General features: G+C 59.8%; 29 protein-coding genes. 7 read left to right on the top strand and 22 right to left on the bottom strand.

Annotated features, from left to right (window positions below; translation table 11 throughout):
• Window position 1: 1 nt before the first annotated feature.
• The 22 genes from PCOSP_RS07355 to PCOSP_RS07250 all read right to left on the bottom strand — a co-directional run bounded on the left by PCOSP_RS07355 (window position 2) and on the right by PCOSP_RS07250 (window position 17835).
• The gene (locus PCOSP_RS07355; protein WP_464710719.1) at window positions 2-1957 is read right to left on the bottom strand and encodes a phage tail protein; all 1956 of its coding nucleotides are present in this window, start codon (window positions 1955-1957) and stop codon (window positions 2-4) included.
• A complete protein-coding gene (locus tag PCOSP_RS07350; protein WP_123351335.1) occupies window positions 1957-2559 on the bottom strand; it encodes a phage tail protein I in 603 nt (200 codons plus the stop codon). The genes PCOSP_RS07355 and PCOSP_RS07350 overlap by 1 nt, the downstream gene beginning before the upstream one ends.
• Window positions 2556-3440: a baseplate assembly protein gene (locus PCOSP_RS07345; RefSeq protein ID WP_176688283.1), complete on the bottom strand. Its 885-nt coding sequence runs from the start codon at window positions 3438-3440 to the stop codon at window positions 2556-2558. The genes PCOSP_RS07350 and PCOSP_RS07345 overlap by 4 nt, the downstream gene beginning before the upstream one ends.
• Complete coding sequence (locus PCOSP_RS07340; RefSeq protein WP_069971005.1) at window positions 3437-3763, bottom strand: GPW/gp25 family protein; 327 nt, start codon at window positions 3761-3763, stop codon at window positions 3437-3439. Before PCOSP_RS07340 ends, PCOSP_RS07345 begins: the two co-directional genes overlap by 4 nt.
• Before the next feature lie 4 nt (window positions 3764-3767).
• Entirely contained in the window at window positions 3768-4016 is a 249-nt protein-coding gene (locus tag PCOSP_RS07335) for a hypothetical protein (protein WP_464710717.1), read from the bottom strand.
• Between the two features lie 59 nt (window positions 4017-4075).
• Window positions 4076-4639: a phage baseplate assembly protein V gene (locus PCOSP_RS07330; RefSeq protein ID WP_464710715.1), complete on the bottom strand. Its 564-nt coding sequence runs from the start codon at window positions 4637-4639 to the stop codon at window positions 4076-4078.
• Entirely contained in the window at window positions 4636-5166 is a 531-nt protein-coding gene (locus tag PCOSP_RS07325) for a hypothetical protein (protein WP_464711890.1), read from the bottom strand. The genes PCOSP_RS07330 and PCOSP_RS07325 overlap by 4 nt, the downstream gene beginning before the upstream one ends.
• A complete protein-coding gene (locus PCOSP_RS07320; protein ID WP_464710713.1) occupies window positions 5153-5815 on the bottom strand; it encodes a hypothetical protein in 663 nt (220 codons plus the stop codon). The genes PCOSP_RS07325 and PCOSP_RS07320 overlap by 14 nt, the downstream gene beginning before the upstream one ends.
• Complete coding sequence (locus tag PCOSP_RS07315) at window positions 5812-6126, bottom strand: head-tail joining protein (protein ID WP_464710712.1); 315 nt, start codon at window positions 6124-6126, stop codon at window positions 5812-5814. The genes PCOSP_RS07320 and PCOSP_RS07315 overlap by 4 nt, the downstream gene beginning before the upstream one ends.
• Before the next feature lie 2 nt (window positions 6127-6128).
• Window positions 6129-7124, bottom strand: a complete 996-nt coding sequence (locus tag PCOSP_RS07310) for a major capsid protein (RefSeq protein ID WP_464710710.1) — start codon at window positions 7122-7124, stop codon at window positions 6129-6131.
• A 63-nt stretch (window positions 7125-7187) separates the two neighbouring features.
• The gene (locus tag PCOSP_RS07305) at window positions 7188-7535 is read right to left on the bottom strand and encodes a head decoration protein (protein WP_464710708.1); all 348 of its coding nucleotides are present in this window, start codon (window positions 7533-7535) and stop codon (window positions 7188-7190) included.
• A 2-nt stretch (window positions 7536-7537) separates the two neighbouring features.
• Window positions 7538-8674 (bottom strand): head maturation protease, ClpP-related, encoded by a 1137-nt coding sequence (locus tag PCOSP_RS07300; RefSeq protein WP_464710706.1) that lies wholly within the window; start codon window positions 8672-8674, stop codon window positions 7538-7540.
• Window positions 8671-10152 (bottom strand): phage portal protein, encoded by a 1482-nt coding sequence (locus PCOSP_RS07295; protein WP_464710704.1) that lies wholly within the window; start codon window positions 10150-10152, stop codon window positions 8671-8673. Before PCOSP_RS07295 ends, PCOSP_RS07300 begins: the two co-directional genes overlap by 4 nt.
• Entirely contained in the window at window positions 10152-10358 is a 207-nt protein-coding gene (locus PCOSP_RS07290; RefSeq protein WP_014339651.1) for a phage head-tail joining protein, read from the bottom strand. The genes PCOSP_RS07295 and PCOSP_RS07290 overlap by 1 nt, the downstream gene beginning before the upstream one ends.
• A gap of 1 nt (window position 10359) precedes the next feature.
• Window positions 10360-12372: a phage terminase large subunit family protein gene (locus PCOSP_RS07285; protein ID WP_464710702.1), complete on the bottom strand. Its 2013-nt coding sequence runs from the start codon at window positions 12370-12372 to the stop codon at window positions 10360-10362.
• Window positions 12373-12376: 4 nt separating this feature from the next.
• Window positions 12377-12979, bottom strand: coding sequence for a terminase small subunit (locus tag PCOSP_RS07280; protein ID WP_460159748.1), 603 nt, complete (start codon window positions 12977-12979; stop codon window positions 12377-12379).
• 147 nt (window positions 12980-13126) lie between these two features.
• The gene (locus PCOSP_RS07275) at window positions 13127-13471 is read right to left on the bottom strand and encodes a phage holin family protein (RefSeq protein WP_134923547.1); all 345 of its coding nucleotides are present in this window, start codon (window positions 13469-13471) and stop codon (window positions 13127-13129) included.
• Window positions 13472-13983: 512 nt separating this feature from the next.
• The gene (locus PCOSP_RS07270; RefSeq protein WP_464710700.1) at window positions 13984-14343 is read right to left on the bottom strand and encodes a PA0613 family protein; all 360 of its coding nucleotides are present in this window, start codon (window positions 14341-14343) and stop codon (window positions 13984-13986) included.
• Window positions 14336-16555 (bottom strand): VapE domain-containing protein, encoded by a 2220-nt coding sequence (locus tag PCOSP_RS07265; RefSeq protein WP_464710699.1) that lies wholly within the window; start codon window positions 16553-16555, stop codon window positions 14336-14338. The genes PCOSP_RS07270 and PCOSP_RS07265 overlap by 8 nt, the downstream gene beginning before the upstream one ends.
• Window positions 16545-16772: a TraR/DksA family transcriptional regulator gene (locus tag PCOSP_RS07260; protein ID WP_014339657.1), complete on the bottom strand. Its 228-nt coding sequence runs from the start codon at window positions 16770-16772 to the stop codon at window positions 16545-16547. Before PCOSP_RS07260 ends, PCOSP_RS07265 begins: the two co-directional genes overlap by 11 nt.
• A complete protein-coding gene (locus tag PCOSP_RS07255) occupies window positions 16765-17283 on the bottom strand; it encodes a phage regulatory CII family protein (protein WP_043042002.1) in 519 nt (172 codons plus the stop codon). The genes PCOSP_RS07260 and PCOSP_RS07255 overlap by 8 nt, the downstream gene beginning before the upstream one ends.
• A gap of 327 nt (window positions 17284-17610) precedes the next feature.
• A complete protein-coding gene (locus tag PCOSP_RS07250) occupies window positions 17611-17835 on the bottom strand; it encodes a helix-turn-helix transcriptional regulator (protein ID WP_135846614.1) in 225 nt (74 codons plus the stop codon).
• A 101-nt stretch (window positions 17836-17936) separates the two neighbouring features.
• Here PCOSP_RS07250 and PCOSP_RS07245 point away from each other — a divergent pair, with 101 nt between their 5' ends.
• From PCOSP_RS07245 to PCOSP_RS07215, 7 genes are all read left to right on the top strand, one after another.
• On the top strand, window positions 17937-18647 hold the full coding sequence (locus PCOSP_RS07245; RefSeq protein ID WP_305442994.1) for an XRE family transcriptional regulator: 711 nt from the start codon (window positions 17937-17939) through the stop codon (window positions 18645-18647).
• A 249-nt stretch (window positions 18648-18896) separates the two neighbouring features.
• Complete coding sequence (locus tag PCOSP_RS07240) at window positions 18897-19481, top strand: hypothetical protein (RefSeq protein ID WP_464710696.1); 585 nt, start codon at window positions 18897-18899, stop codon at window positions 19479-19481.
• A 10-nt stretch (window positions 19482-19491) separates the two neighbouring features.
• Window positions 19492-19776 (top strand): phage antirepressor KilAC domain-containing protein, encoded by a 285-nt coding sequence (locus PCOSP_RS07235; RefSeq protein WP_072348346.1) that lies wholly within the window; start codon window positions 19492-19494, stop codon window positions 19774-19776.
• A 158-nt stretch (window positions 19777-19934) separates the two neighbouring features.
• Window positions 19935-20264, top strand: coding sequence for a pyocin activator PrtN family protein (locus PCOSP_RS07230; protein WP_337349359.1), 330 nt, complete (start codon window positions 19935-19937; stop codon window positions 20262-20264).
• A gap of 44 nt (window positions 20265-20308) precedes the next feature.
• Window positions 20309-20902 carry a FliH/SctL family protein gene (locus PCOSP_RS07225; RefSeq protein WP_464710694.1) on the top strand — a complete coding sequence of 198 codons (594 nt, stop codon included), beginning with the start codon at window positions 20309-20311 and terminating at the stop codon, window positions 20900-20902.
• Window positions 20899-21120: a hypothetical protein gene (locus PCOSP_RS07220; RefSeq protein ID WP_305468020.1), complete on the top strand. Its 222-nt coding sequence runs from the start codon at window positions 20899-20901 to the stop codon at window positions 21118-21120. Before PCOSP_RS07225 ends, PCOSP_RS07220 begins: the two co-directional genes overlap by 4 nt.
• A complete protein-coding gene (locus PCOSP_RS07215; RefSeq protein WP_464710692.1) occupies window positions 21117-21659 on the top strand; it encodes a phosphohydrolase in 543 nt (180 codons plus the stop codon). Before PCOSP_RS07220 ends, PCOSP_RS07215 begins: the two co-directional genes overlap by 4 nt.
• Window positions 21660-21800 lie beyond the last annotated feature (141 nt).

The following is a 21800-nucleotide window of genomic DNA, read 5'->3' as shown; positions in this document are numbered from 1 at the left end:
CTCAATAGCCGATGGCTAGCCAGTTGTAACCACCAACAGTCACAGCGGAATTGTTGCCAACCACGTTTGTCATGAAGCCCGTAAAACCTGTACGGGTCGGCTGTGAGCACTGACAAAGACTTGGATTAGGCGCCGCACCAGCCCCAGCATACATGGCTCCCACAAACATACAGGCATTAGGGAATGCGACGGGGAACGTTACTGGCACTGTTCCTGACGCGGTATCCGTTGATGCATGCCCTAACTTAAATATCCAGCCACTGGGTAAAACTTGGTGGCCGTTAGCGCCAAAAATGGCCGCAAACAATGGAGACGAGCGCAAACACTCAAGGCTGGCGTGGGCCCGCCACTTTTCACCGTCCGACACAAGCAAGATGTCCGATCCCATGGACATGGTGTAAGGCGATGAGACGGTAACGTTATTGATAGCCAGTGTGTCACCTGCTAACAGCGCCAACTTGGCCGCATCGACTGCGCTTGAAGTCGTAATCAGAATCGACGACCCCTTGGGCAGCGTACTTGACTTGGGCAATGTCAGCGTACCGTTTGCGGACATCTCAATGCGTGTGCCGACGTGCGCCGCCGTTAAAGTGACATTGCCTCCCGCAATCCCCGCGCTGCTGGCATAACTGCCCTTTTCACGTTGCACAAACTCAGCGGTGGCTAGCAACTTGCTGTTATCAAATAGAGTCGGGGTAGCCCCAAACACTTTGGAGTACTGCAATTGCGCAGATCCCTCTGCCCACCAGGCATTTGCACCATTCGCAATCATTGTCAAAGTCGCACCGACTTGCAGCTCAATGCTCGCAATCTGACCGGCCCCAGAGTTTATGCTGTCAGTGCCTGTACAATTGACTGTGACAACACCGCTACCAATGTTCCGAAAGTGAATCGCGCCGCCAGCAGGCAAGGCGCTGGCCGCCGGCATCGTAATAGCGAATGCTCCAATGGTCGTCACTACGGTACCGACTGCCGACGCCGTTAACGTAGTAGCCGACGTCAAGCTGGTGAATCCGCGATAGTTGCCACTGGAGCGCATGACATATTCAGTCGTCGCGACCGACTTCGTGTTGTCGAACAGCGGCGGCGTATTGGCCGTAGGGTTAATCAGCGCAGGCGAGTTGAGGGGCGCAAACCCTTGGGTGATGTTTTGAAATGCTAACGCCGTGGTTCCCAGGACAATCGTCCCATCCGTTACCAACTGCCAGCGAGTGTCGGCCAGCGTAGCGCCTTGCTCGACCGACAGAATCATCGCCGAGGTGACTTCAGCACTGCTGTCAGCATCCGGCGCACGCTGCCATGCCGCTGTGCCAACAACATAGATGCCGTTGTCCTTGGAGGCCGTTTGATTCTTCACCAACACCCGGTCGCCTGCGAGCAGGCTCACGCCGTCGATGGTCTGAAGCCCAGTCAACGCGATATTGGCCGTGGTCGCTACGCGCACCGACTGCTTGTTATCGAGTTTGTACAGTTCTTCCTGGATTCGTCTTTCGACAAACTCCCGTGTCGCCAACACCACAGAAGGGTCAATCTTCAACGTGATATTGCTCGTGCTGCTGACAATGAAGTTCATCCGAACGACTTGGGTCCTGCCCGAGCCCTGCGACATGATCGGCTTAAAACTCGGCGGGCAGTTCGCGACCGCCACCAGGTCCCCGTCAGCGTCATACAGACCGATTTCACGAATCCAGTATCCACCCTCATCGGCCGGAATCACTTGTTCGGCAACAATCACCGCCGGGTTTACCGGATCAATGAAGAGTTGATTCAGCGGTCGGCGGCGCCATTCGTTGATGAGAGACGTTTGCGCAGCGCTTGGAACCGGGTCGGTGCCGTTGGCGTCACCCACGCCCATTTCGGTAAGTTTCCACGGAACGCCAAGGGCATCGGCGTTCGCCTGTTTCGCCGCTCCCACGTTCGTGAGAATCGCGAAAAATTGCGAGGTCTGATCAATCATTAGTAAACGTCCAAGGTGTCTATGGTGTGTTCGCGCCCTACCACGCCGATGGATCCGGTGACTTCAATGTCACGCATGATCGGCGGGTACACGTCGATTTCGTCGCCCTCATACAGGGCAACACCGATGTTCAATTTCCCTCGGGTTTCGAGGCTGATCGCCAATCCGGTCATGTGGCGACTGACCGGCCGGGCGTCATCGATCAGCCACGTCAGTTCCTGATAGGTTTCTTCGCTGATGCCTTCATCGGAAACACCGATCTTCAAGGCGAACGTTCCCGGCACCCCCATAGGTTGAGTCTTGAACCACTCCACTACCTCGATGAGATAGCCGAACGGCTCCACCACGCGGCGCAAAGCGCCTATGGTGCCCTTGTGGGCATGGACGTAGAACGAAGAGCGAATCACCGAGCGCTTGACCTCTTCGGGCCAGGCCTCGTCCCAGCGGTCCACGGACCAAGCCCAAGCCAATTGGTAAAGCAGGTGCGCCGGGCAGGTGTCCGGGTTGTATAGGGTTCTGAGCGGTATCTCCGTTGTTTCGTCGATAGCCGCCTCAATGGCCCGCTCAAGCTGAGTGCTGTTGAGGGGAAGCAAACTTTTCATTTACCACCCCGCTTTATGGTGAACCCCGTGCACCACGCTGCCTGGGCCTTGGTTGGACGGATGTCAACCCATCCAGGGATCTCCACTCGGGCCACACCGCTGACGTGGATCTGTGCATCAATCGCCGAACGGGCCACCTCAACGCCCAAGCGGCGCCGGGGGTTAATCCAGGCCTGCAAGCGCGCATTGCACTCTGCAAGTGCTGCCTCGTTTTCTGGTCCAGTACCGGCCATGTACACCACGGCATCGATTCGATAAGGCAGGATCTCGGCGCCCTGCACTGTCAGCCGATCAGCAACAGGCCGTCGATCTTCGTCATTGAGGTGAGTGTCCACTTCGGCCAACAACTCGGGGCTGGCCGTACCATCGCCCTCCAGGGACAGCACCGTCACGACCACCTCGGCCGGCGCCGGGCTTTCGGCCGTGGCGTCTGCCACCAGGCCCGAGGCGTTACGGGCATGCAGGATGTAGCTGTTTCGCGGCCCGGCTGTGGTCAGCCCCTCATACCTAAGTTGCACCCGCTCGCGCAGCGCGTCGTAACTCTCCAGCACCGCCGGTACTGGGGGCACGGCGGTTGAGTCTTCAGCCTGGATGACCAAGCGTTGCAGGTTCACGTTGGCGGCCAACTGCTCCAGGTCGGCACCCGTGGCATGAGCCAGAAATAGTGCCTTGGCCGCGTCGTTGACCCTCGCCCGATTCTGCATGCGTCGATAAGCACCCAACTCCAGCAGCTTGGTCACCGGGTCGCTTTCAAGGAAAGCGGTCCAGTTATCGCCCATGTACTCGCGGAACGTTGCCAGCTCGCCCTGATACAACTCTTCAAAATCCAGACTCTCCAGCACCTGTGGCGCCGGCAACGCCGAAAGGTCGATAGTGCTCATGCGTTCACCTCCAGCACCACGCCATCGCCAATGTAGGAGCCCGTCAGTTGCAAGGTGATTTGTCCATCCACCACCGCAATGACCCGAACACGCTCCAGCTTCAAACGGGGTTCCCAACGACCGAGGGCACGAGCGACTTCAGCCTGCACCGCGCTTTTCCAACCTTCGTTAACTGGCAGGTCGACATAGCGACGCATTTGGCTGCCGTACTCCGGCCGCATGCGGCGGCTGCCGACAGGCGTGCTCAGAATGTCCTCAATGGACTGCCGCAAATGCGCCTGGCCGGACAGCGGCTGCCCCGTGCGACGGTCCACTCCGATCATGGAATTACTCCGTCAGCAGTTGCATATCCGGGTGCGCCTTGAGGAAGGCGTACTGATCATCGCCGCATGCTGTGACCTGGCCGGCGATGACCGGCAAGGTGCTGCCGTCTGGCATGATCAGCGTGCGTGAGGTGTACCGGGTGTCGCGGAACATTCGCGTCGGTCCGATGGGTGCCGGCGACTCGGTTTGGACTGGCTCAGGCAACGCCGCGACGGCCGTTGGCCGCTCGGTGTCTGTTCGCGTTTTGCTCATTTGGGTTGCTCCAGAAATGCAAAAGCCCGCACGCGGCGGGCTGTGAATAAATGTTGGAGTCAGTGTTTATGGTTCGGCGTGTTGCCGGTTGTGTCGATGATGCGGCCGCCGCCGTGGATATCGCCCGTTACCTTTAACGGGCCGTTGATCTGCACATTGCCGGTCAGGGTGATATCGCCTGCCGTGGCGTTGATCGCACTGTCGGTAACAACCACTTCGGTTCCGCCGACTTTGATAGTCACGGTACCGCTTGGCACGGTGATGGTGTAGGTGCTGGCCTGCCAGTCGTAGACCAGCGAGCCACCATCATCGAAACGCCACACCTCGACGTGGTCGCGGTTGTCTGGCGGCGCCCCGGCATTGCCATACAGACCGGGGATGAACGTGCCTTGCGCCACTTCCCCGCTGGCACTGACCAGGGTTCCTTGCTCGCCGAGGCTAGGCGCTCGCCAATGACGTGCCTTGCCGGCCGCGATACTGTGCCATCGTATCCAGGCACTGACCCAGTCCCCATCCGACACCCGACATACGGGCGGCGAAGCGGTCAGATCCAACGCCACCACATAACAATCCTTGACCAAGCCGGCCAGCATGCGGTCATGCTGCGCACTGGGGTAGCTCATGCCATCTCCTCCGGAGGCAGGTAGCTACCTTCGCTACCAGGCCCCGTATCAGGGCTGAAGCCCCAGAGTAAGGTACCCGGTGGCTGGTTCGGCCACGGCCACTCTTCTTCCCCCAGATAAACAGTCTGTGTCCATTCAACGACCCAGACCGCATAGCCGTCCAACTCGGGGCGAGTCCAGTCTTGGGCTGCCCGAACAAACTCGGCGGGATCGACCTCCAGGCCCCATGTCTGGATACGCAACAGCACGGCCATTTGTGCGGCGGCGAATGCCGCTTTCTGCTGGCATTCGGCATCCTCACCGCCAACGATGAAGCGCACCTCCAAACGCGCAACCAACGCCGTCTCCCCTGTTCCGGGATCCCGGCCGGGTTCCAGCTCGACCAACTCAATCACCGCAGCGGGCAAGTCAATTTGATCGGCCATGTAGGGCATGGTGCGCACGCAGGCCAATCCTGGGATCGCTTGGTCGATATGAGCCTCAACGGCCTGATACAAAAGCTCAAGACTGAAGTCAGACACGGTCAGATCCTCGCAGATACTTCTGCAGTTCAAAGTTCAGCTCCTGCTCCAGGATCTCAAGCAGGCGCTGGTGAGCCCGATTGGTCCATGACTCGAAGTGCGGCCGGACGTCCTCCAGGGATATCTTGGCCTTGGCAAGTGGAAAGCGGCTGTCGTTCTCCGAGATCCAGCCTGAGCTTGCCCCACCACCGCCAGTCACCTCACTGTCGGGGTAGTCGCTGACCTTGAAGTGCTTGCTCGCGGTTCGAATCCAGATGTCGGGCCGGCTGCCGTAGACCTTCTTGAAAAATGCTCCCGCATATCGACGGCCTGCTACCGAAACACCCGACCGTGACTGACGTGGGCGACCCGCACGGCTGGCCTCAATCGCATTGATGCCAAACCACAGCTTGCCCTGCCCGTTACCGGAGAGCGGATACGCCCGCAGTCGCTGCCGTACAGCAGACACTGCGATGCGCTCCTGACGGCTGACAGTGCGAGCAATGTGTGTTCGCAGCCAACGCAGTGTCTTGTTGATGGCTCGACGCTGTGCAGCCAAGGAGGCCTTGGGCACCAGCATCGCGAAGTCGGCAAAGGCTTTCAGATCCGACCGATCAGCCTGCAGCGTGATCATGCCGCTGCTGGCTGACTGCTTGACGTAGCTACCGACACTCATGGGGATTTCCTCAGCACCAGCGTCACCAAACCATCGCCGCCGGGCTCCGGCCTCACAATGATGTAATTGCCGCCACCGTCATGCACCGGGAGATCGACTACGACCTGCTGCCGCTCACTGACGCCCTCGGCGTCCGACACCCGAATCACCAAGTGCGGCTCGCGCAGGCCGGTGTTAATCCGGCCGAGCTTGGGTTGCAGCCAGGGAGCGGAGAACATGCCCAGGACTGGGCGGCCTTCGATCAGCACCGGGTCGCCGAGGACATCGAACACCGTATTGTCCAGATCACTGATCAGCTCACGAAAGCTCATGATCAGAGCGTCAGCCGAATGACAGCGCGTGGTCGCGTGCAGATATGCAACGGGTTCGATTGCGCCTCGCCCGCGATACCCTTGCCGAACGGCAGCGGCTCCAGTTTGCTGTAATACGGCAGCCCCTGAGTGTTTACAGTCTCCATGTAGTCAGCGGGTGCATAAGCCGACAGGAACATTTCTGGGACACCTTCCGGTACAAGACGAGCCTCGTCATCGGGGATGAAGGCAACACCTGCGACCTTTCCGCGATAGCGCTCCCAGGAGATACCGCCAAACTCAAAACCTTCACGACCATCACCACGCAGCGCTGCTGCCTGCTGGCTACCCTTGTAGGTGTCAACGACCGATGGGTGAGAGATCAGCTTCTTCCAGAAGGTCTTGCCACAAAACGCTCGCGAGGATGTAGTGGTTACGTTACCCAGCGCGTCCTCTTGCATGTCCAGTGCTTCCACACACTGCACCTGCACATTGGTTTCAGGATCGTTAAGCCCCATCGGCAGGGTCTGACGCTGGACACCGAATCGATCATAGATATCCAGCAAAACGGTAGTTCCGTCGGCATCGAGCACCTTGCCGTTCAAGGCCCCCATCCGATGGAACTCGTGAGTGGCGTCCAACTGCCGCCGTGCCTTGTCCAGACGCTTGTTGACGACGTCCTGCACCGCCTGCAGTTCGGTCTGCGTACCGAAGGCCCGAATGCCCTGAATTTCGTCAGCCTTGATGGTGAAGCGCTCAGGCAAGTGGACGGTGTTGAAAGGCAACAGCACGCGCTTGCTGCCGTTGACAACCAGGCCAGAGGTACCACGCTCACCCGCTGGCACCAGGGCCAACTTGTCGCCGTCCTTCTCGATTTGAACGGTCAGAGTTGTCACACCCTCCTCTTCGAACAGACCGAGACTGGCAAGACGACCCGGGACAAACTCTTGCTCGTTGATGGCAGCAGTCAAAGCGGCCACTCCGAAAGCATCATCTTCAAAAATGGCGATGTCAGCCATGTGCGTACTCCAGAAAGTAAAAAACCCGCTCATGGCGGGATCAGAAAGAAAGAGCTGTGAGCGCTAGCGAACGATGATGAAGTGCGCCGCCAGGTCCTTTTCAGCAGCCAGGTCAAACCCCGTCAGCAGGTTTTCGCTGACCTCGGCCAGACGCACTACAGCACGGCCGCGACGACTGACTTCGGACTCGCCAAGCGAGGCGTAGAGGATGCATACCGCGTTCTCGCTGCCGTCTTCAGCAACGGGGTTGTAAGGTGCGAACTCGCCCGTAGCGGTCACCATACCTAGAACCTGGCCGGCAATCAGAGCGGGCCCCGCCACGACGTTGATTGCTTCGCGGGAGATCTTTCCCGCACCTTCAGACAGTAGAAACTCACCGGCGTGAACCGGTTCACGATGGATGTTGCTCATGATCATGCTCCTTTGCGGGCGGCCTGCCGGCGGGCAGACCAGATGTTGGTGGGGTTAGGCAGCTGTGCTTTGACTTTTTGTGGCTCGTCCTCAGCGAGAGGGAGACTGTTATCGATCTCGAAGCCTTTGCCACTGCCCACCAGCTTGTCGAACAGCCGCGCTCGAACCGAGGCGACATCCAAACCGGCCGCGACGTACTCGGCGCTGAACTCAGGCAGTCGTGCGGCAACGCACAAATCGTTTACGGCTTTGGCGCGAGCCAAACCCGCCAGGACGATGGCCTCGCTTTCCAGCTTGGTCGAGTTGAGCAGCGGCTCGATCAGGTTGCTGATACCACCCTCCGCACAACGCTGGGTGATCATCAGGGCCAACTTGGCCGACACCGCTACAGGGAATTCCTGGGGCGGATCAGTAGGTTCAAGCTCCAGCTCGATATCCGGCTCAGGCGGCTCGTCCAGTTGAGCGAGCAATTCAGCCGGGGCATGCTGGTAACGCTGCAGCACGGCGCCCTGCCCCAGACACGCCTTGACCTTCACCCCGTCGCCCACCTCGTCGGCCAGCCCCAGGGCCACCGCTTCGTTGGCGGTCAGCCAGGTTTCAGCCGCCACCAGACGCCGAAGCTCGGCTTCGTCGATGTCCGGCGCCTTGGCCTTGTAGGCCGCGATGATGGCCTCCATGGTTTGATCCAGGACGTCGGCCACCTTGCGGAAGTCTTCGGCGCCCCCTACCGCGTAGGTCCATGGGTTGTGGATCATCAGCATGGCGTTGGAGGCGATGACCACACGGTGCGCCCCGCAGACCGCGACACTGGCTGCGCTGGCCGCCAGGGCATCGACACGGCCAGTGCAACGCTCACCCAGACGGGACAATGCGTTGTGCATCGCCAGACCATCGAACAAATCGCCGCCGATGCTGTTGAACGCCGCAATAACCGGCGAAACGCCGTCATCCATGGCGCGCAGATCCTGCACGAACTGATTGGCGGTGATGCCCCAGGTGCCGATCTCGCCGTAGACGAACACTTCAATAACCCGCTCATCGACTTCGCCGCTCTCCTGCATGGCGTACCAGGTCTTGTCCTGGATGTTCACCCGCTGGCCGGCTCTGTTGTAAATGCGCGGAAGCGCTGGTTTGCTCATGATTGCTCCTTGTCGTCCGTAACCTCGACGGCTTCGTGCGTGTTGTAGTTGAGGCCCAGCGCTTGGGCCCTGGCGTTGTCGGCAGCGTTTTCCGCGTCGACGGTTTCGGCGTCATAACCGGTACGGGTGACCATTTCGCTGCGTGAGGCGAAGCCGGCTTGTACTTCCATACGGCGGGCCTGCACGTCCTGGACGGGCTGAATGTAGGCCCAGCCTTGCGGCACCCAGCGTGTGCGTAGGTATTCGCGGCGCCGTTTGGCGTAGTCGTCCAACACCAAGGCACCGGACAAGACCGCCATGTCCATCCAGGCAGCGCGGATCGGGCGGCAGAGCTGATGCACATACACGCCGAATTGCAGTTGTTCCAAGCGGCGCCGGAACTCGTTCAACACGACGCGCAACGCCCGGTCATTCACTTCGCGCATATCACCAGTGAGGATCTCGTATGGCGTACCGGTGCCCGCCGCTGCAGCCATCAGTTGCTGACGCATGAAGTCCGGGTAGTTGTTACCGGCGTCCGGTGGCTTGGAGAATTCAACCTCTTCACCGGGCCCCAGCTCCTGCATGGTGCCGGGCTCCAGCGCGACCATGGGCGTGAATCCGTCACGGTCAAAGCTCAGCGGCTCGCCGGTAACGGGATCCCTTGGCACGGGGCCAGAGTCCGGCGCCGGGCGGCTGATGAAACCGGCAAAGAGGTTTGCAACCTCCTGCCGGAACAGTACCGCGTCGTCATAGTTATCCAGGCTACGCAGGCGTTTGAGTACGGGAGACAGGCGCGGTACGCCCCGCAATTGCCCCGGCTCCACCGGTTCGAAGATGTGCAGCACCTGCGATGCCGGCACCCGTACCAACTGGTTGTAACCCGCGTTCAGCGATACGCCGTCGCGGGGGTGCGACAGGTACATCCAGTAGGCCACCCGCTTGCCATCCGGATTGAACTCGATGCCAGCACGAATGGCGTTGCCGGTGCGCGTGGTCTCGAATTTGTCGTGGGGCACGAACTCCGGCGCGAGGATCTGCACCTGGAGTGGCACCGCCAGCCCCTCGTCCAGGCGCCGTGGTCGTAAGCGGACAAAGCATTCGCCGGAAGTCTCGACGGTACGAGCGACCAGCGCCTGCTGCCCGTAGAAGTCGGTGTGCTCATCGGCGTCCGACTCGTCCACCCAGTCATCCCATAACAACTGCAGCAACTTGCGAAGCGCGTTGTCTTCGGTGTTCGGCCTGGGCGTGATGCCCGTGCCGATCAAGTTGCTGACGCGTTTGTCGATGACGTTGAAGGCATACGGATCGTTGCGTACCGCTGCCCTCGACCGGCCGCGCAGGTTGCGCAGTGCCGGTGTGTTGATGCTGTTGATTCCGTTGTCGGGTGCATCCCAGCCAGTGGATCGGCGACCCTCTCCGGCGCCTTCGTAACTGGCCTTGATGTTCGACGGCAACAAGAATCCGCTACGGCTGAGCGTCGGAAAGTGTCGGGCCATCAGACTCCTTTGCCTCCGTGATAAAGCCGGACTACGCGGGAGCGCGGCCCGGCCGAGTTGACCAGAGAGGTGCGGATCTCGTCGCGAGCCTTGATCAGCTCGTCGACGGTGCGGTACTCCACGGTGCGGTCGGTGTAGCGCACGACTTTCTCACCGCGAGCGATGGCCGCCTCAACCGCGTCGAGGTGCTTCTGTGTAAAGGACATATCAGCGTCTCTTCAGATAGCCGCTAGTGGAGCTGCGGCGTTGAGGGGGTGATGCAGCGGGTCGTGGTTGAGCCGCTTGAGCGACAGGTTGCGGTGTTGGTTGTGGCATGGCCGCCGGAACCGGCTGAGTGACTCGCTCGCCCTGCACAGGCTTGATTCCCAGCGCATCATCGAATAATCCAGACTGCGCCAGGGCCTGACGGACCCGCTCCCAGTCGTGTTCCTTGTAGCGGTTGATACCCAGGTAATGCGCCATGGCAAGGCAGTACACCATCAAGTCGAGGGCTTCGTTGCGCTCGGCCTTGCCCTTGACCCATTCGATGCGTTTGTGACCCCGCACATACCGGGCGACCTTGCGCTCGGCTACGCACTGCGCGAAGAAGTCGTCCGGCAGGTCGCTGGCAAAGTGCAACGCGCCCGGACCGGACTCGAACGGGTAGCGGTTGTAGATCCAGTCTTTCGCCGTGTCGGTACCGACAAACCACAGCTCCGCACCGTTGCGTTCGGTCTGGCCTTTCCAGGTCACATCCACCATGGATGGCCGCTGGGCAATCACCGGCTTGCCGGGCTTGCTCGCGCCCTTGATGGCGAACACGTTTCGCCAGCGGCGCACACGGCAGAACTGATAGACCTCGTCGGTGTGATGGCCACCGGAGTCGACAGCCGTTGCCAGAATGCCCAGGCCAACGCCGCACGGATGCCGGTATTTGGCCTTGAGCAATTCATCCAGCGCCGCCCAGGTGCGATCATCTGCCGGGTCGCCTGCGACGATCTGGTAGTCAATGACCCAGCGCTCCATGCCGACGCCCCACCCCATCGCCATGAACTCCAGGCGGTTGGCCTGGACGTCAACGGCGCCGGTGATCATCAGCACGCCGGCCGGCATCGAGCCGAGGGTGAAGTTTTCCAGGCGTGCCCGGTGCTTCAGGGTATCGGCCTTGGTTTGCTCCTGGGCGCTGTCCCATACCTTCGCCAAACGGGTGTTGTAGAACACCTGCATCGGTTCAAGGTCGCCCTTGGCCTGGGCTTTTTTGGCCTTTTCGAACTGCTTGGCGAGGGACTTCCAGTCCATCCAGCCGAGCGGTGAATACAAGGCGTTGAGGGTAAACCCCACCGTCTCGCCGTCACCCTCGGCATGGGCGCGCCATTCGCCTTTGGCGAGCATCTCGGCCTTGTGGTACTCCTCAATCAACACGTCACAATCAGGGCCTGCGCACTGGTAGTGCACCACGCTGAAGTCCCGCGAGTAGTGCAGGCGTTCCCATTCCAAGGTTTGCATGTGGCCGCAGGTGGGGCACGGGACGTAGTAGTGACGCTGGTCGCTGCCCTCGAACAGGTCGGAGATCCGCGAGGCACCTTTGATGGTTGGCGAACTGGAGAAGTAGAACTTGGCATTGCGACCGAACGTACTGCCCCGCGTTTCCGCCAGCTCGACGGGGTCGCCCTCCTCCCCGATGTCCACTTCCCAGCGGTCGATCTCGTCGCCGTAGATGTAGCGCGCCGACAGCTCCGAAAGGTTGGCCGCAGAGCCGGCTGTGGTGACGTACAGCGAACCGCCTTCGAACTCCTTGGTGTCCATGGTGTTGCGTGAATCTCGCGAGCGGCTGGAGGCCACCCGTTCGCGCAGGACCGGCGTGGCCTTGATGGTCTTGCCGATCCGCGAGGAGACTCGCTTCGCCAAGCCCAAGCTCGGCAGCAGAGTCAGGATGTTCGACGGTGCCATGTGGATCAGGCCGCCGATCCAGTTCAAGGCGATCTGGGTTTTCATCAACTGCGAGGCGACCATGGTCACCACGCGTTTACTGGGGTGAGCCGGTGACAAGCAACGCATGGGTTCGCGTGCATACGGTGTACGCGACGTGCGGTACTGGCCGGGCTCGGCGGCGCCGGTGTCACGCGGGATGCGCATGTATTCGTCGGCCCATACATCGATCCAGACATCCGGGTCGGGACGCAGCCCACGGAAATACGCCTCGCGGTACACCTCTGCACCGTCAGGGATTTCCGTGGGCATAGGCTCAACTCGTGTTCAGGGCGTGCTCAAAGTCCGCCGAGGACAGGCGCTCCGCGTCCTCCAGCGTGCGGCGTAAGGCCGCCGTCAGGTGTTTTTCGATTTCCCAGGGGTCAGTCATGACCGCCAGCTCCGGCGCCAGTTGTGGCGGCATGCCAAACAGCTGATCGCGTAGAAGGCGACCCGCGTTGTAGGCACCCAGTTTCACAGCGGGTAATGCAACCAGTGACCCCTTGGCTTTGTGCAGCTCGATTTCCGCGAGCTGGGCCAGGTTGTGCTCGCGCAGTGCGCGGGCTTTCTGGAAGTCCGGGAGCTGCCCCGCAGGGGTGTTCGCGGGCGGCGGCGCAGCCGTGTAAGTCGGCTCAACCGAGGTTGAAAGCTGGCCGTACACGTCACGCTGAATCCGGTCCTGCTGGTGACGCTCGGCGACGGCGGCTTTGCTCGGGTCGGCGGTGTCGCGAATCAACGCTTCGCTGGCCTGAACATCGACTTGTTTGCCGTCGGCACTGAGCACCAGCCGGTTGTTGTTTTTCAACCAGGTGATGTAACTCGGTGCCCTGCCGATCCGGGCCGCGAAGGCGCTCTTCGACAGGTACTGTGGTTCTGTCATGAGCCCTCCTTTCAACGGCTTTTCAATGCAGACCTTTCAATTTCAACGGGTTGAATTTCAGTAAGCTGGCAACCCTGCCGCTAACGCTTTCCCGCGGGTTTGCGACCCCGTACCCCAGGAAAAACGGCAGGGTCCCCGGCGCCATAATCACCCCTGCCCGCCAGCGGTAGGTGGTGCCTCTGCTACACCCAGCCGCTTGGCGGCCCAGCGTTCGTAAAGACCGATGGCAACATCAGCACCGGCCATCGCCGTCAGGCTTCCCAAGGCGCCTGCTGTCCAGAGCGACATGCCGGCGGCGATCATCAACATCATCGCCGACACCCCGCAGACAACGCAGCCACCGGACCGCAGTGCCAGGCGCCTCAACAACACCCAGCCCCGCGCCCCGTCCTTGTCGGCCCGCCACATCTCCCCCGATACGCCACCGACCAAGGCCAGGAGAATTACTAACCAGATCGGCATTTCTGCCAGCGCTTGCTGCTCGTTCGTCATTGCCCCGCCCCTTAAATGCAAAAACCCGGCGCAAGGGCCGGGTTTGGTGTGTGGTGACTGCCGCTTTATGCGGTCGCACCTATCGAAGATGAGTACTTTTTACAGGTCGATTCCGGTGGCAGCAAGCCTGTTTTAATGCCACCCGGTGAATGTCTGGTGAACGCCTAGGCAATGTCGGCGAATATCTTTATTGCGGCTTCCAGCGCCTGGGGCGCGGTCCTTCCTGTCCCACTATCTCGCGTCGAAGTAGGACAGCTACAGGCGCCTAGAATCGGGGCCTGCCCCACTGTCCTACCTTATTTCCTCTTCTCTCACGTAAAGAGAAAAAACTAAGAACACGCCTGCGCGCCATGGGCGCGTATGCGCTCCCGCTACGCTCACACATGGGCGGGACGTGCGGGAAGGTTGGACAGTAGGACAGACCAACAACAGCGCGGCCCGCGCTTGTCCAACTGCAACAAACAGCAGTGGGACAAGGCGAGCCGGTAGGACAGCCACGGACGCAGAAAGGATCAAGCAGCGATCCCCATCAACAGCCCATAGATGCAAAGGTGCGCGTCGTGCAGACGCTGGTAGTACGTGTCACGCCCGCAGCCGCAGTGGGCATATTTCAGGCGCATGTCGGTGTCCTGGTTGCAGTAGTGCTCTCGAACGATCTGTTCATGCGCCGTATCGAGGTGCTTGGTCACAATCAGTTCGATATCCAACGATCCTTCCAACGGCGCACGGAACGCCCGCCGGCCTCGAATCAACTGCCCATTGCTCTCCATCATCATGGCGACCATGTTCCCACCGGCAAGACCGCCGGCACTGAGGTCGCTGTGCAGCTCTTCGGCCCATTTGCGCAGCCGCGCATCGATCTCCTTAATCATCGAAACATGGCTCCTCGACCGGCTGCACTTTCAGATTCGATGCCCTGCCCCAATCTTGTGGCTTCTTGTAGCCCCAGGGCCGGACACCACTCTTAGGCAAAGCAGGCAGCCGAACTTTGCGCCAACCCAACCGGTGCATGATCGCCCCGACTCGCATCTGTTCTGGTTTGCCCCAGTGGCCGAAGTCCAGCTTCAAAGCACCCAGGAGAATGTCGGTGCCGGTTGCGGTCTCGCCAATCTGAGACTCTTCGAGCCAAGCCAGGATGGGGCCTTCCCACTCATCCACCACAAAGCGCTCTTCCTGGGCCTCGGCGAACAATGGCGCCTCCTCCCGGTTGACCCACCAGATATCGCCGGACTGATAGCAAAACATCGCCTCGGCCCACAGCTGGTCGCGGATCTCGCGCAGTTTCTCCAGGTCGACCTTGGTACAAGCCACCGGCCAATAACGCCGGTTGCCCGTGGCATCCTTCAGGTATTCGTCCTGGTTCGTCGTACCCACGAAAACACACTGGCGTGGCACGTCCATCGTTCTGCGGCCGTAGCTCTCGCGGTAGGTGTCAGTCGAGGCCGAAAAGAACTGCTTCGCCTTGGTGGACTCGGCCTTGTTGAAACTGTCCAGTTCACCCAGCTCAACGATCCACTTGCCGCGAATCGCCTGGAACCCGTCCTTGTCGCCCAAGGCGAAGGGGGTATCCATAAACCAGGCACCTCCCAGCACCGACATGGCCGTGGATTTACCGGCGCCCTGTGCGCCTTCGAGGATCATCACTGAGTCAGCCTTGCAGCCCGGCTGCATCACCCGGCCGACCGCCGAGACCATCCAGCGCTTACCTACCTTGGAACTGTAATCCGTCGGGGCTACGCCCATGATGTCTGTCAACCAGGTGTCGAGCCGGGGTACCCGATCCCACTCCAAGCCATTCAGGTAATCGCGTACAGGGTGAAAGGCATGGTCATGCGCGACAACACTGACAGCCTCGATAACGCTGCTCGCCTTGACCCGCAGGTTGTACTGTTGCGCGAGCCACTTCATGACCAGCATGTCATCAATATCAGCCCAATCGCCGACACCGCCGCCATATGGGGCAGCACGCAGCTTGACGATCTTGGAGCTGAACGCACTGAAGCCAATCACACCGGCCCAACGTTCGTCGTTGCCCAGGATCAGCTCTACGTTTTGCATGTGCGCGATCAACATGCCGTTTTCCGTGCGGGCCAACTGGTCTTTCCAACCGCCCGCTGCAGGTGGCTTGACCACCGCCAGTACCTGGCGGCGCACCGCCTCCAATCCTTCAGCACAGTGCAGGTCGTTGAAGTCGGTCCACTTGTCCTCTCGCTCAACCGAAAAGATAGGGCCGACTACCTGACCACCTACAACCGTAGCCGCGTTGTTGGCCTTCTCTGCACCTGGATTCCAGGGATCGCCATTCGGGCGCTTGGTTTTCCAGTCATCATCCCGGCAGATGATTAGTGGACGCCCCGGGAACCGCTCGCGCATTGCCTTGGACACCATCATGAGGTTGCCCGCATCAAAGGCAATGGCGACCGTCAACGAGGTCGCCATGTGCAGGCTTGCACCGGTGGCATAGCCCTCACACACCAACACCGGCTCGCCCGGCTCAGGGTGCGGACCAATGAGGTGGAAGGCGCCTTCCTTCGCCATCCCATAGGGCCAGTAAGACTTGTCGCGGCCGGTGTCCTCTTGCTTCTCGGGGAATATCACTTGTAATCCGACGATCTGGTCCCGAGCGTTTTGCATGGGCACCAAAACCGCGCCGGAGCGCGGAGCATAACGAACACCCAGGCCCACGATCTGCTTTCGATCCAGATAGACGCTACGGCCTTTCTCGGGCATCCGCTTGAACAAACCAGCGGCACGGTTAGCCGCTCGACGGGCAGCGTTGGCAGCCTTCTCGGCGGCCTTGCGCTTGGCTTCCTCCTGACGAGCGCGCATGACTTCACGCTCTTCAGGAGTCATCCGGCCGGGCTTTACCTTGATCTTCTGCGTTTCACCTGTACGCCAGTCGCCGAACGCACCGAAGATCAGGGTTTCGCCCTTCTCGGTGTGGTGCTCGTGTAGAACGTACCAGCCGTTTTTCTCTTTGCCCTTATCCAGGGCGGTCTTGCATCGAGTCAGCTTGCCGTAAATCAGCGGCTGCGCGGGATCCAGACCAAAGTCCGCAAATTGATTCAGCACGTCATCGAGCATGACGAGCCTCCCGCATCTCGTCGATGGACTGACAGTTCACACACTGCGTGCAGCCCTGCTGGGCCAGTCGCCGTGCCTCGGGGATCGGATCATCGCAGCTTTCACAGAACAACAACGAATGCCCAGGCAATGCCGGCTTGAACGCACTGCGAGCAGCAAGCGCCTGATCGATGCGCTCCTGCACCAGGTCATTGGCGAAATCAGCAATGTCAGCCACGGCCGTCACCCCGCGTTGTGTGGTTGACGTACGTGGCGCGGTTGAACAATCCCAGCAGCCCCTGGATACCTCGAAACACCTGCAGGCGGATCGCGGCCAACTCATGATCGCTGACCACACCATCGCCAATACTTTTGGCCCAGGTATCGGCCAGGTCAGCCACCTGCCGAAAATACTCTGCAAGACCGATGGTCAGGGTTTCCGGCATGTCAGTGGTGTACACCTCAGACAGCTCATGCCAGATCGTATCGCCGACCAAGGCATGCACCGCATCCAGGATGCGTCTGTCCTTCGTCAGTTCGAGGATCTCGCCAAACTCTTGGATGTTCACCGAGTGACTGGGGTGCGTGGGGGACAGCTTGTGCTGCAGGGTGGTGGGGTTTCGGCCGGTGGTGGCGGCGATTGCAGCGGCACCACCTGGGTAATCCCGTGCGGCGTGGTAAAGCGCCAGATCGAGCGGCAGGACTTCCCGCTGTGCTCGTTCGACGCAACTTAGAGCGATTCGGCTCATGGCATTAATCCTTATAAGTTGCCAGTGCCGCGCGACATGCAGTGGTGATACATTTGCCGCGTGGCTTGAAAGGGCCCAAACGCCGGCTAGATCTTAGGGATCGACACCGGCACCGTGCCGGGGCGAGCAATCCGTTGCTCACCCCTGGCGCAACAGCTGCCCAATCTGTGGTGGAAAAGGCAGCAACACCAAGGCTTCCGAGCCTTGGGAAAGCGCGATAAAGAGAGGTGGTTTGCATGTGGTGTGCCCGCCTACCTTTATCGCGACCCGGCAGCGCTGTGGTGGTGCGTGCCGGGAGGAACTGGGCGACCTTGGGTCGCCTTTTTTCTAAGCTGCGCGTGCCAGCACAGGCTCCGGAGGAAACACATCATCGAGCGTGCAGGTAGCCCCGAGTCGATTCAGTGCAGCCGTTATGGCGCGACAATCACTCAACCCAGGCATCCGATTGCCTGACTCGTAGTTACTCAAACGAGCCTGCGTCCAACCCAGCACCTGCCCCAGGTCTCTTTGCTTTATTTGTGCCTCTTTCCTGAGGCGAGCGATGTTATTCATGGAATGACTCCTCTAGTCAGCGCAGAGAATAAACACATTACGTGATTTACTCAACACGATAAGTGAGAAAAATATATTTCATTACGTGATAAAAAATCCCCATGGATACTTTAGGCTCACGCATCAAGCGACTTAGGAAACAGAAACGCATCAGCCAGAAGGCTTTAGCGGAGGTCTGCGGCTGGTCGTCTCAATCTCGAATAGGTAACTATGAGAGCGATCTCAGGGAGCCAAACCTGATGGACCTGGCCCTTTTAGCCCCTGCATTAGGGGTTACGGTGGCAGAACTCATTAGCGGCACGAACTCAACACAGTTGGCTTTAGCAGGACATGAAGATGCGTCGATAGCTGTGTCGAACTCTTCCGATGGGGCGGCAAGGCTGATAGGCCCCGCGAAGACAGGAGTGGTGCCAGTGGTAGGCACAGCGAAACTAGGGATGGACGGCTATTTTGAAGCCTTAGATTTCCCGGTAGGCCACGGTGATGGCTACCTGCATATTTTCAGCGATGACCCAAATGCTTATGGCTTGAGGGTAATCGGCGACAGCATGCATCCGCGAATCAAAAGCGGAGAATACGTCCTGATAGAACCGAATAAAGCCTATGTTACCGGCGATGAAGTCATGGTTCAGACTTATGATGGCCGCTCGATGATCAAGGAATTCATCTATCTACGAGAAGGCGTGTATCGGTTCGATAGCGTCAATCAGGACCACAGCCCATTGCACCTGGACCAGCACGAAGTGATGAAGGTCCATCTGGTCGGCGGCATCCTTAAATCATCACGGTTCACGCATGAACCCCAAAAATAATCACAGTACGTGTTGACTTAACAAACACAACACGTGATATTTGCCTCACTCTTCCACCACAGAGCGAGGCAAAACCATGCACACCACAGCATCCCTGCACATCCATCCGGCCGTTGCCGACCTATCCCGCATCTTCGAAGTAAGGCGCCTGGCCCGTATCTACGGCTGCACCTTCATCCCATCCAAACCTAAGCAACATGCCCGTACAGCACCGACTTCCTTCGATCCAAACGACGGAGGCCGGGCAGCATGAGCAAATTCCTGATCGACAACCGCACACTGACATTGCTCAGCGCCCAGGTGAACCTGAGCGGGACTTTCAATCACACCCTTCGGCGACTGTACCGACGCGATGTGTTGGCGTTTCGGCTGAAAGTTGAACGCAACAAGACCGACAGCACCTTCACCGTTGAGCTGGGCTCAGAGCGCCACACGCTGACCGTGCACAACACCAAAAAGACTCACCTGAAGCTCGCCGACTTCATTGAGGAGGTCATCAACGGCCCTTCTGACCTGACAGGCGAACCCCAGATGAAACGACATGCTGAACGCGAGTACGGCGCTTTCAGTAGCCAGCAGCGGGAACAGGTTTACAGACTGGTTTCCACAGGTGGGTTTATCGACCTGGACCTGGGCTTTGAATTGCCGATCCGGCTCGCCGTGCACCGGACACGTACACGCTCGGGCATCACCGTTGTCATGAGCATCGGCGTCAAAAGCCCGCGGACCAAGTGCTTCACCGTGTACGGCACCGACGCCGAGATGTACGAGCAGGTTTGCGAATCCATCAACCACCTGGCTGCGCTGGCGACACCCGCCGCGCACGCAGCTTAGGAGGTATGCCATGGAGCGCAACCTCGAAAAGACCGCCAAACACTTCGGCCTGACCCGACCCGCCCTGATCAAGCTCATGCGTGAGAAAGGCCTGCTCACCGACCGCAACCTGCCGGCGTTTCCCGTTCGTGACCGTGAGTACCTGCGGGTGAAGGACAGCAACTGGTACCACGACACGCTGGGCATGCAGTACAGCCAATCGACACGCGTTCGGCAGGCCGGCATCCCCTGGCTAGCAGAGCAACTGGGCCTCGACCTTCCTGCCATCCCGGCAGACAACCGTGACGTGGCCTAGGGAATACGCCCGCCAGATCATCGCCCTACGCACCCGAGAGGAGCGCAATGCTGCGCTCCTTGAGGTGCCGGAGCATCTGCGCGAGCTGACCAAACGCCATTGCCTGAATGCCTGGAATCACCCGGCCCGAAACAAACGCATGGAGAGCCCAAAGCCTCATGACTAGCCAGCCTCAAAACCCGCTGCGCCTGATGCCAGCACCGGAGACGGCCACCGTCGAGCTGCTGTATCGCACCTTCGGCGACGTGCTTATCCCCCTCGAAAAGCTGCGCGTGCAGTACTTCCGCAACCTCAACGAGCAGTCATTTGCAGCCGAAATCACCAGCGGCCGCATTCAACTGCCCGTGACCACGCTGGACAGCAGCCGCAAAGCACCGAAGTACGCGCACATCCGCCACGTCGCGGCACTGATCGACATCCAGGCTTACAAGGCCGACGAAGTCCACGCGAAGGCCCAGGCCGACGCAACTGAAGAAACCCAACAGTAAAGGCTGCCACCACCAGCCACCCAAAACCACCAGGAGCACACCACATGACTGCAATTCAAATCTATGCACTGATAGCAATCGCCCTATCGACAAGTGCCGTCTATTGGATCGCCTACCGGAACGGCTTCAGCAATGGCCGCACCGAGGGCTACAGCGAAGGCTATGACGTCGGCGGCTGCGCTGGATTTCAAGACGGAATGGATGAAGGCAAAGCCATTCAGCGCTCTGACAACTGGGAAGAGATCCGCAACCTTGAGCACACCCTCAATCAGGCCAGAGACCAACACAAAAAACTTTACGCCCATTACGAACGCGCTTTGGCGGCCTCGAAACTCGGGGAACCTGCTCGCCAGACACTACTTGATATTGCGGAAAAGCTGCGGATAGCTGCCGCCACATTCAACGCACTGCGTACCGGCAAGGCCATCACTCGCGAAACAACCACTCTTCGCGACCAGGCCCTCGCCATGGCTGATTTACTTAAATCCGTCGAGATAAAAGTCGATGCAAAGGTTGAAATAGCGCCTGGCAGTAGTTTTCTCAGAACTGACGACGCAAAAAAAGCTTCCCTGTATTTCCAGCAAGAACACCAAGCAAACGCCACCACCAAGCAGAAAACTGTAGGGGGTGCTGCGTGAGCCGCCACACCCCAATGTTACGCCTGACTCCACAGGCTGCAGGTGAGCTGCACCAGCAACACGCCAAAGCCACCGCCGAACTTCGCGAAGTGACTCGATTCCGCAAAGAGTTCGACCGGCAACTGTCGCTGTTGATAGGCTACGACGCCCTGCGCAAGTTGCACAAGGACACGCAGAACGCCCTGCTGCTCGCCGACCTGGTCAAGGAGGCAGCATGAACTGGATCCTCACCCAAACCGGCAAACGCTTTGACCTGTTCGAGCCGGACGCCGACATGATCGACCCTCGGGACATTGCCCACTCGCTGGCTCACCTGTGCCGCTTCAACGGCCACACCCGCGAGTTCTACAGCGTGGCCCAGCATAGCTGTCTGGTTGCGGATCTGGTGCCGGCTGAGCACAAGCTCGCCGCCCTCCTCCACGACGCCACCGAAGCCTACATCGGCGACATGGTGCGGCCGCTCAAACAGTGGATGCACGCCTACCAGGACGTCGAGACTTGGATCTGGGACCGCATTTGCACCCGCTTCAGCCTCGATCAGGACCTGCCGGTATCCGTCACCCAAGCCGACCTGATCGCCCTGGCCACCGAACGCCGCGACTTGATGCCACCCGACCCTGCTATCTGGGATTGCCTTATCGGCATCGAACCCACGCCCGAACGCATCCGGCCGTGGTCACCCACCGAAGCCCGGCTCACCTACCACCAGCGCCTGATGGACCAACTCGCTATCGAACACCGGAGGAAAGCGGCATGAAGCAAGCACAGAACCACACCCAATCCCAGGCCGCTTTGCTCCGCAGCGCTAGCAGGGTCGACGCGCCTGTAAAAAACAGTCTCTGCTGCGAAGCAGCAGGCATTACTGCTCTTCCCAGCAGCACCACCGAGGCGCTTATAC

This window comes from Pseudomonas sp. MAFF 730105 (assembly GCF_055380705.1).
The sequence above is the reverse complement of the archived record's forward strand: the minus strand, read 5'-3'. Positions and strand labels throughout refer to the sequence as shown.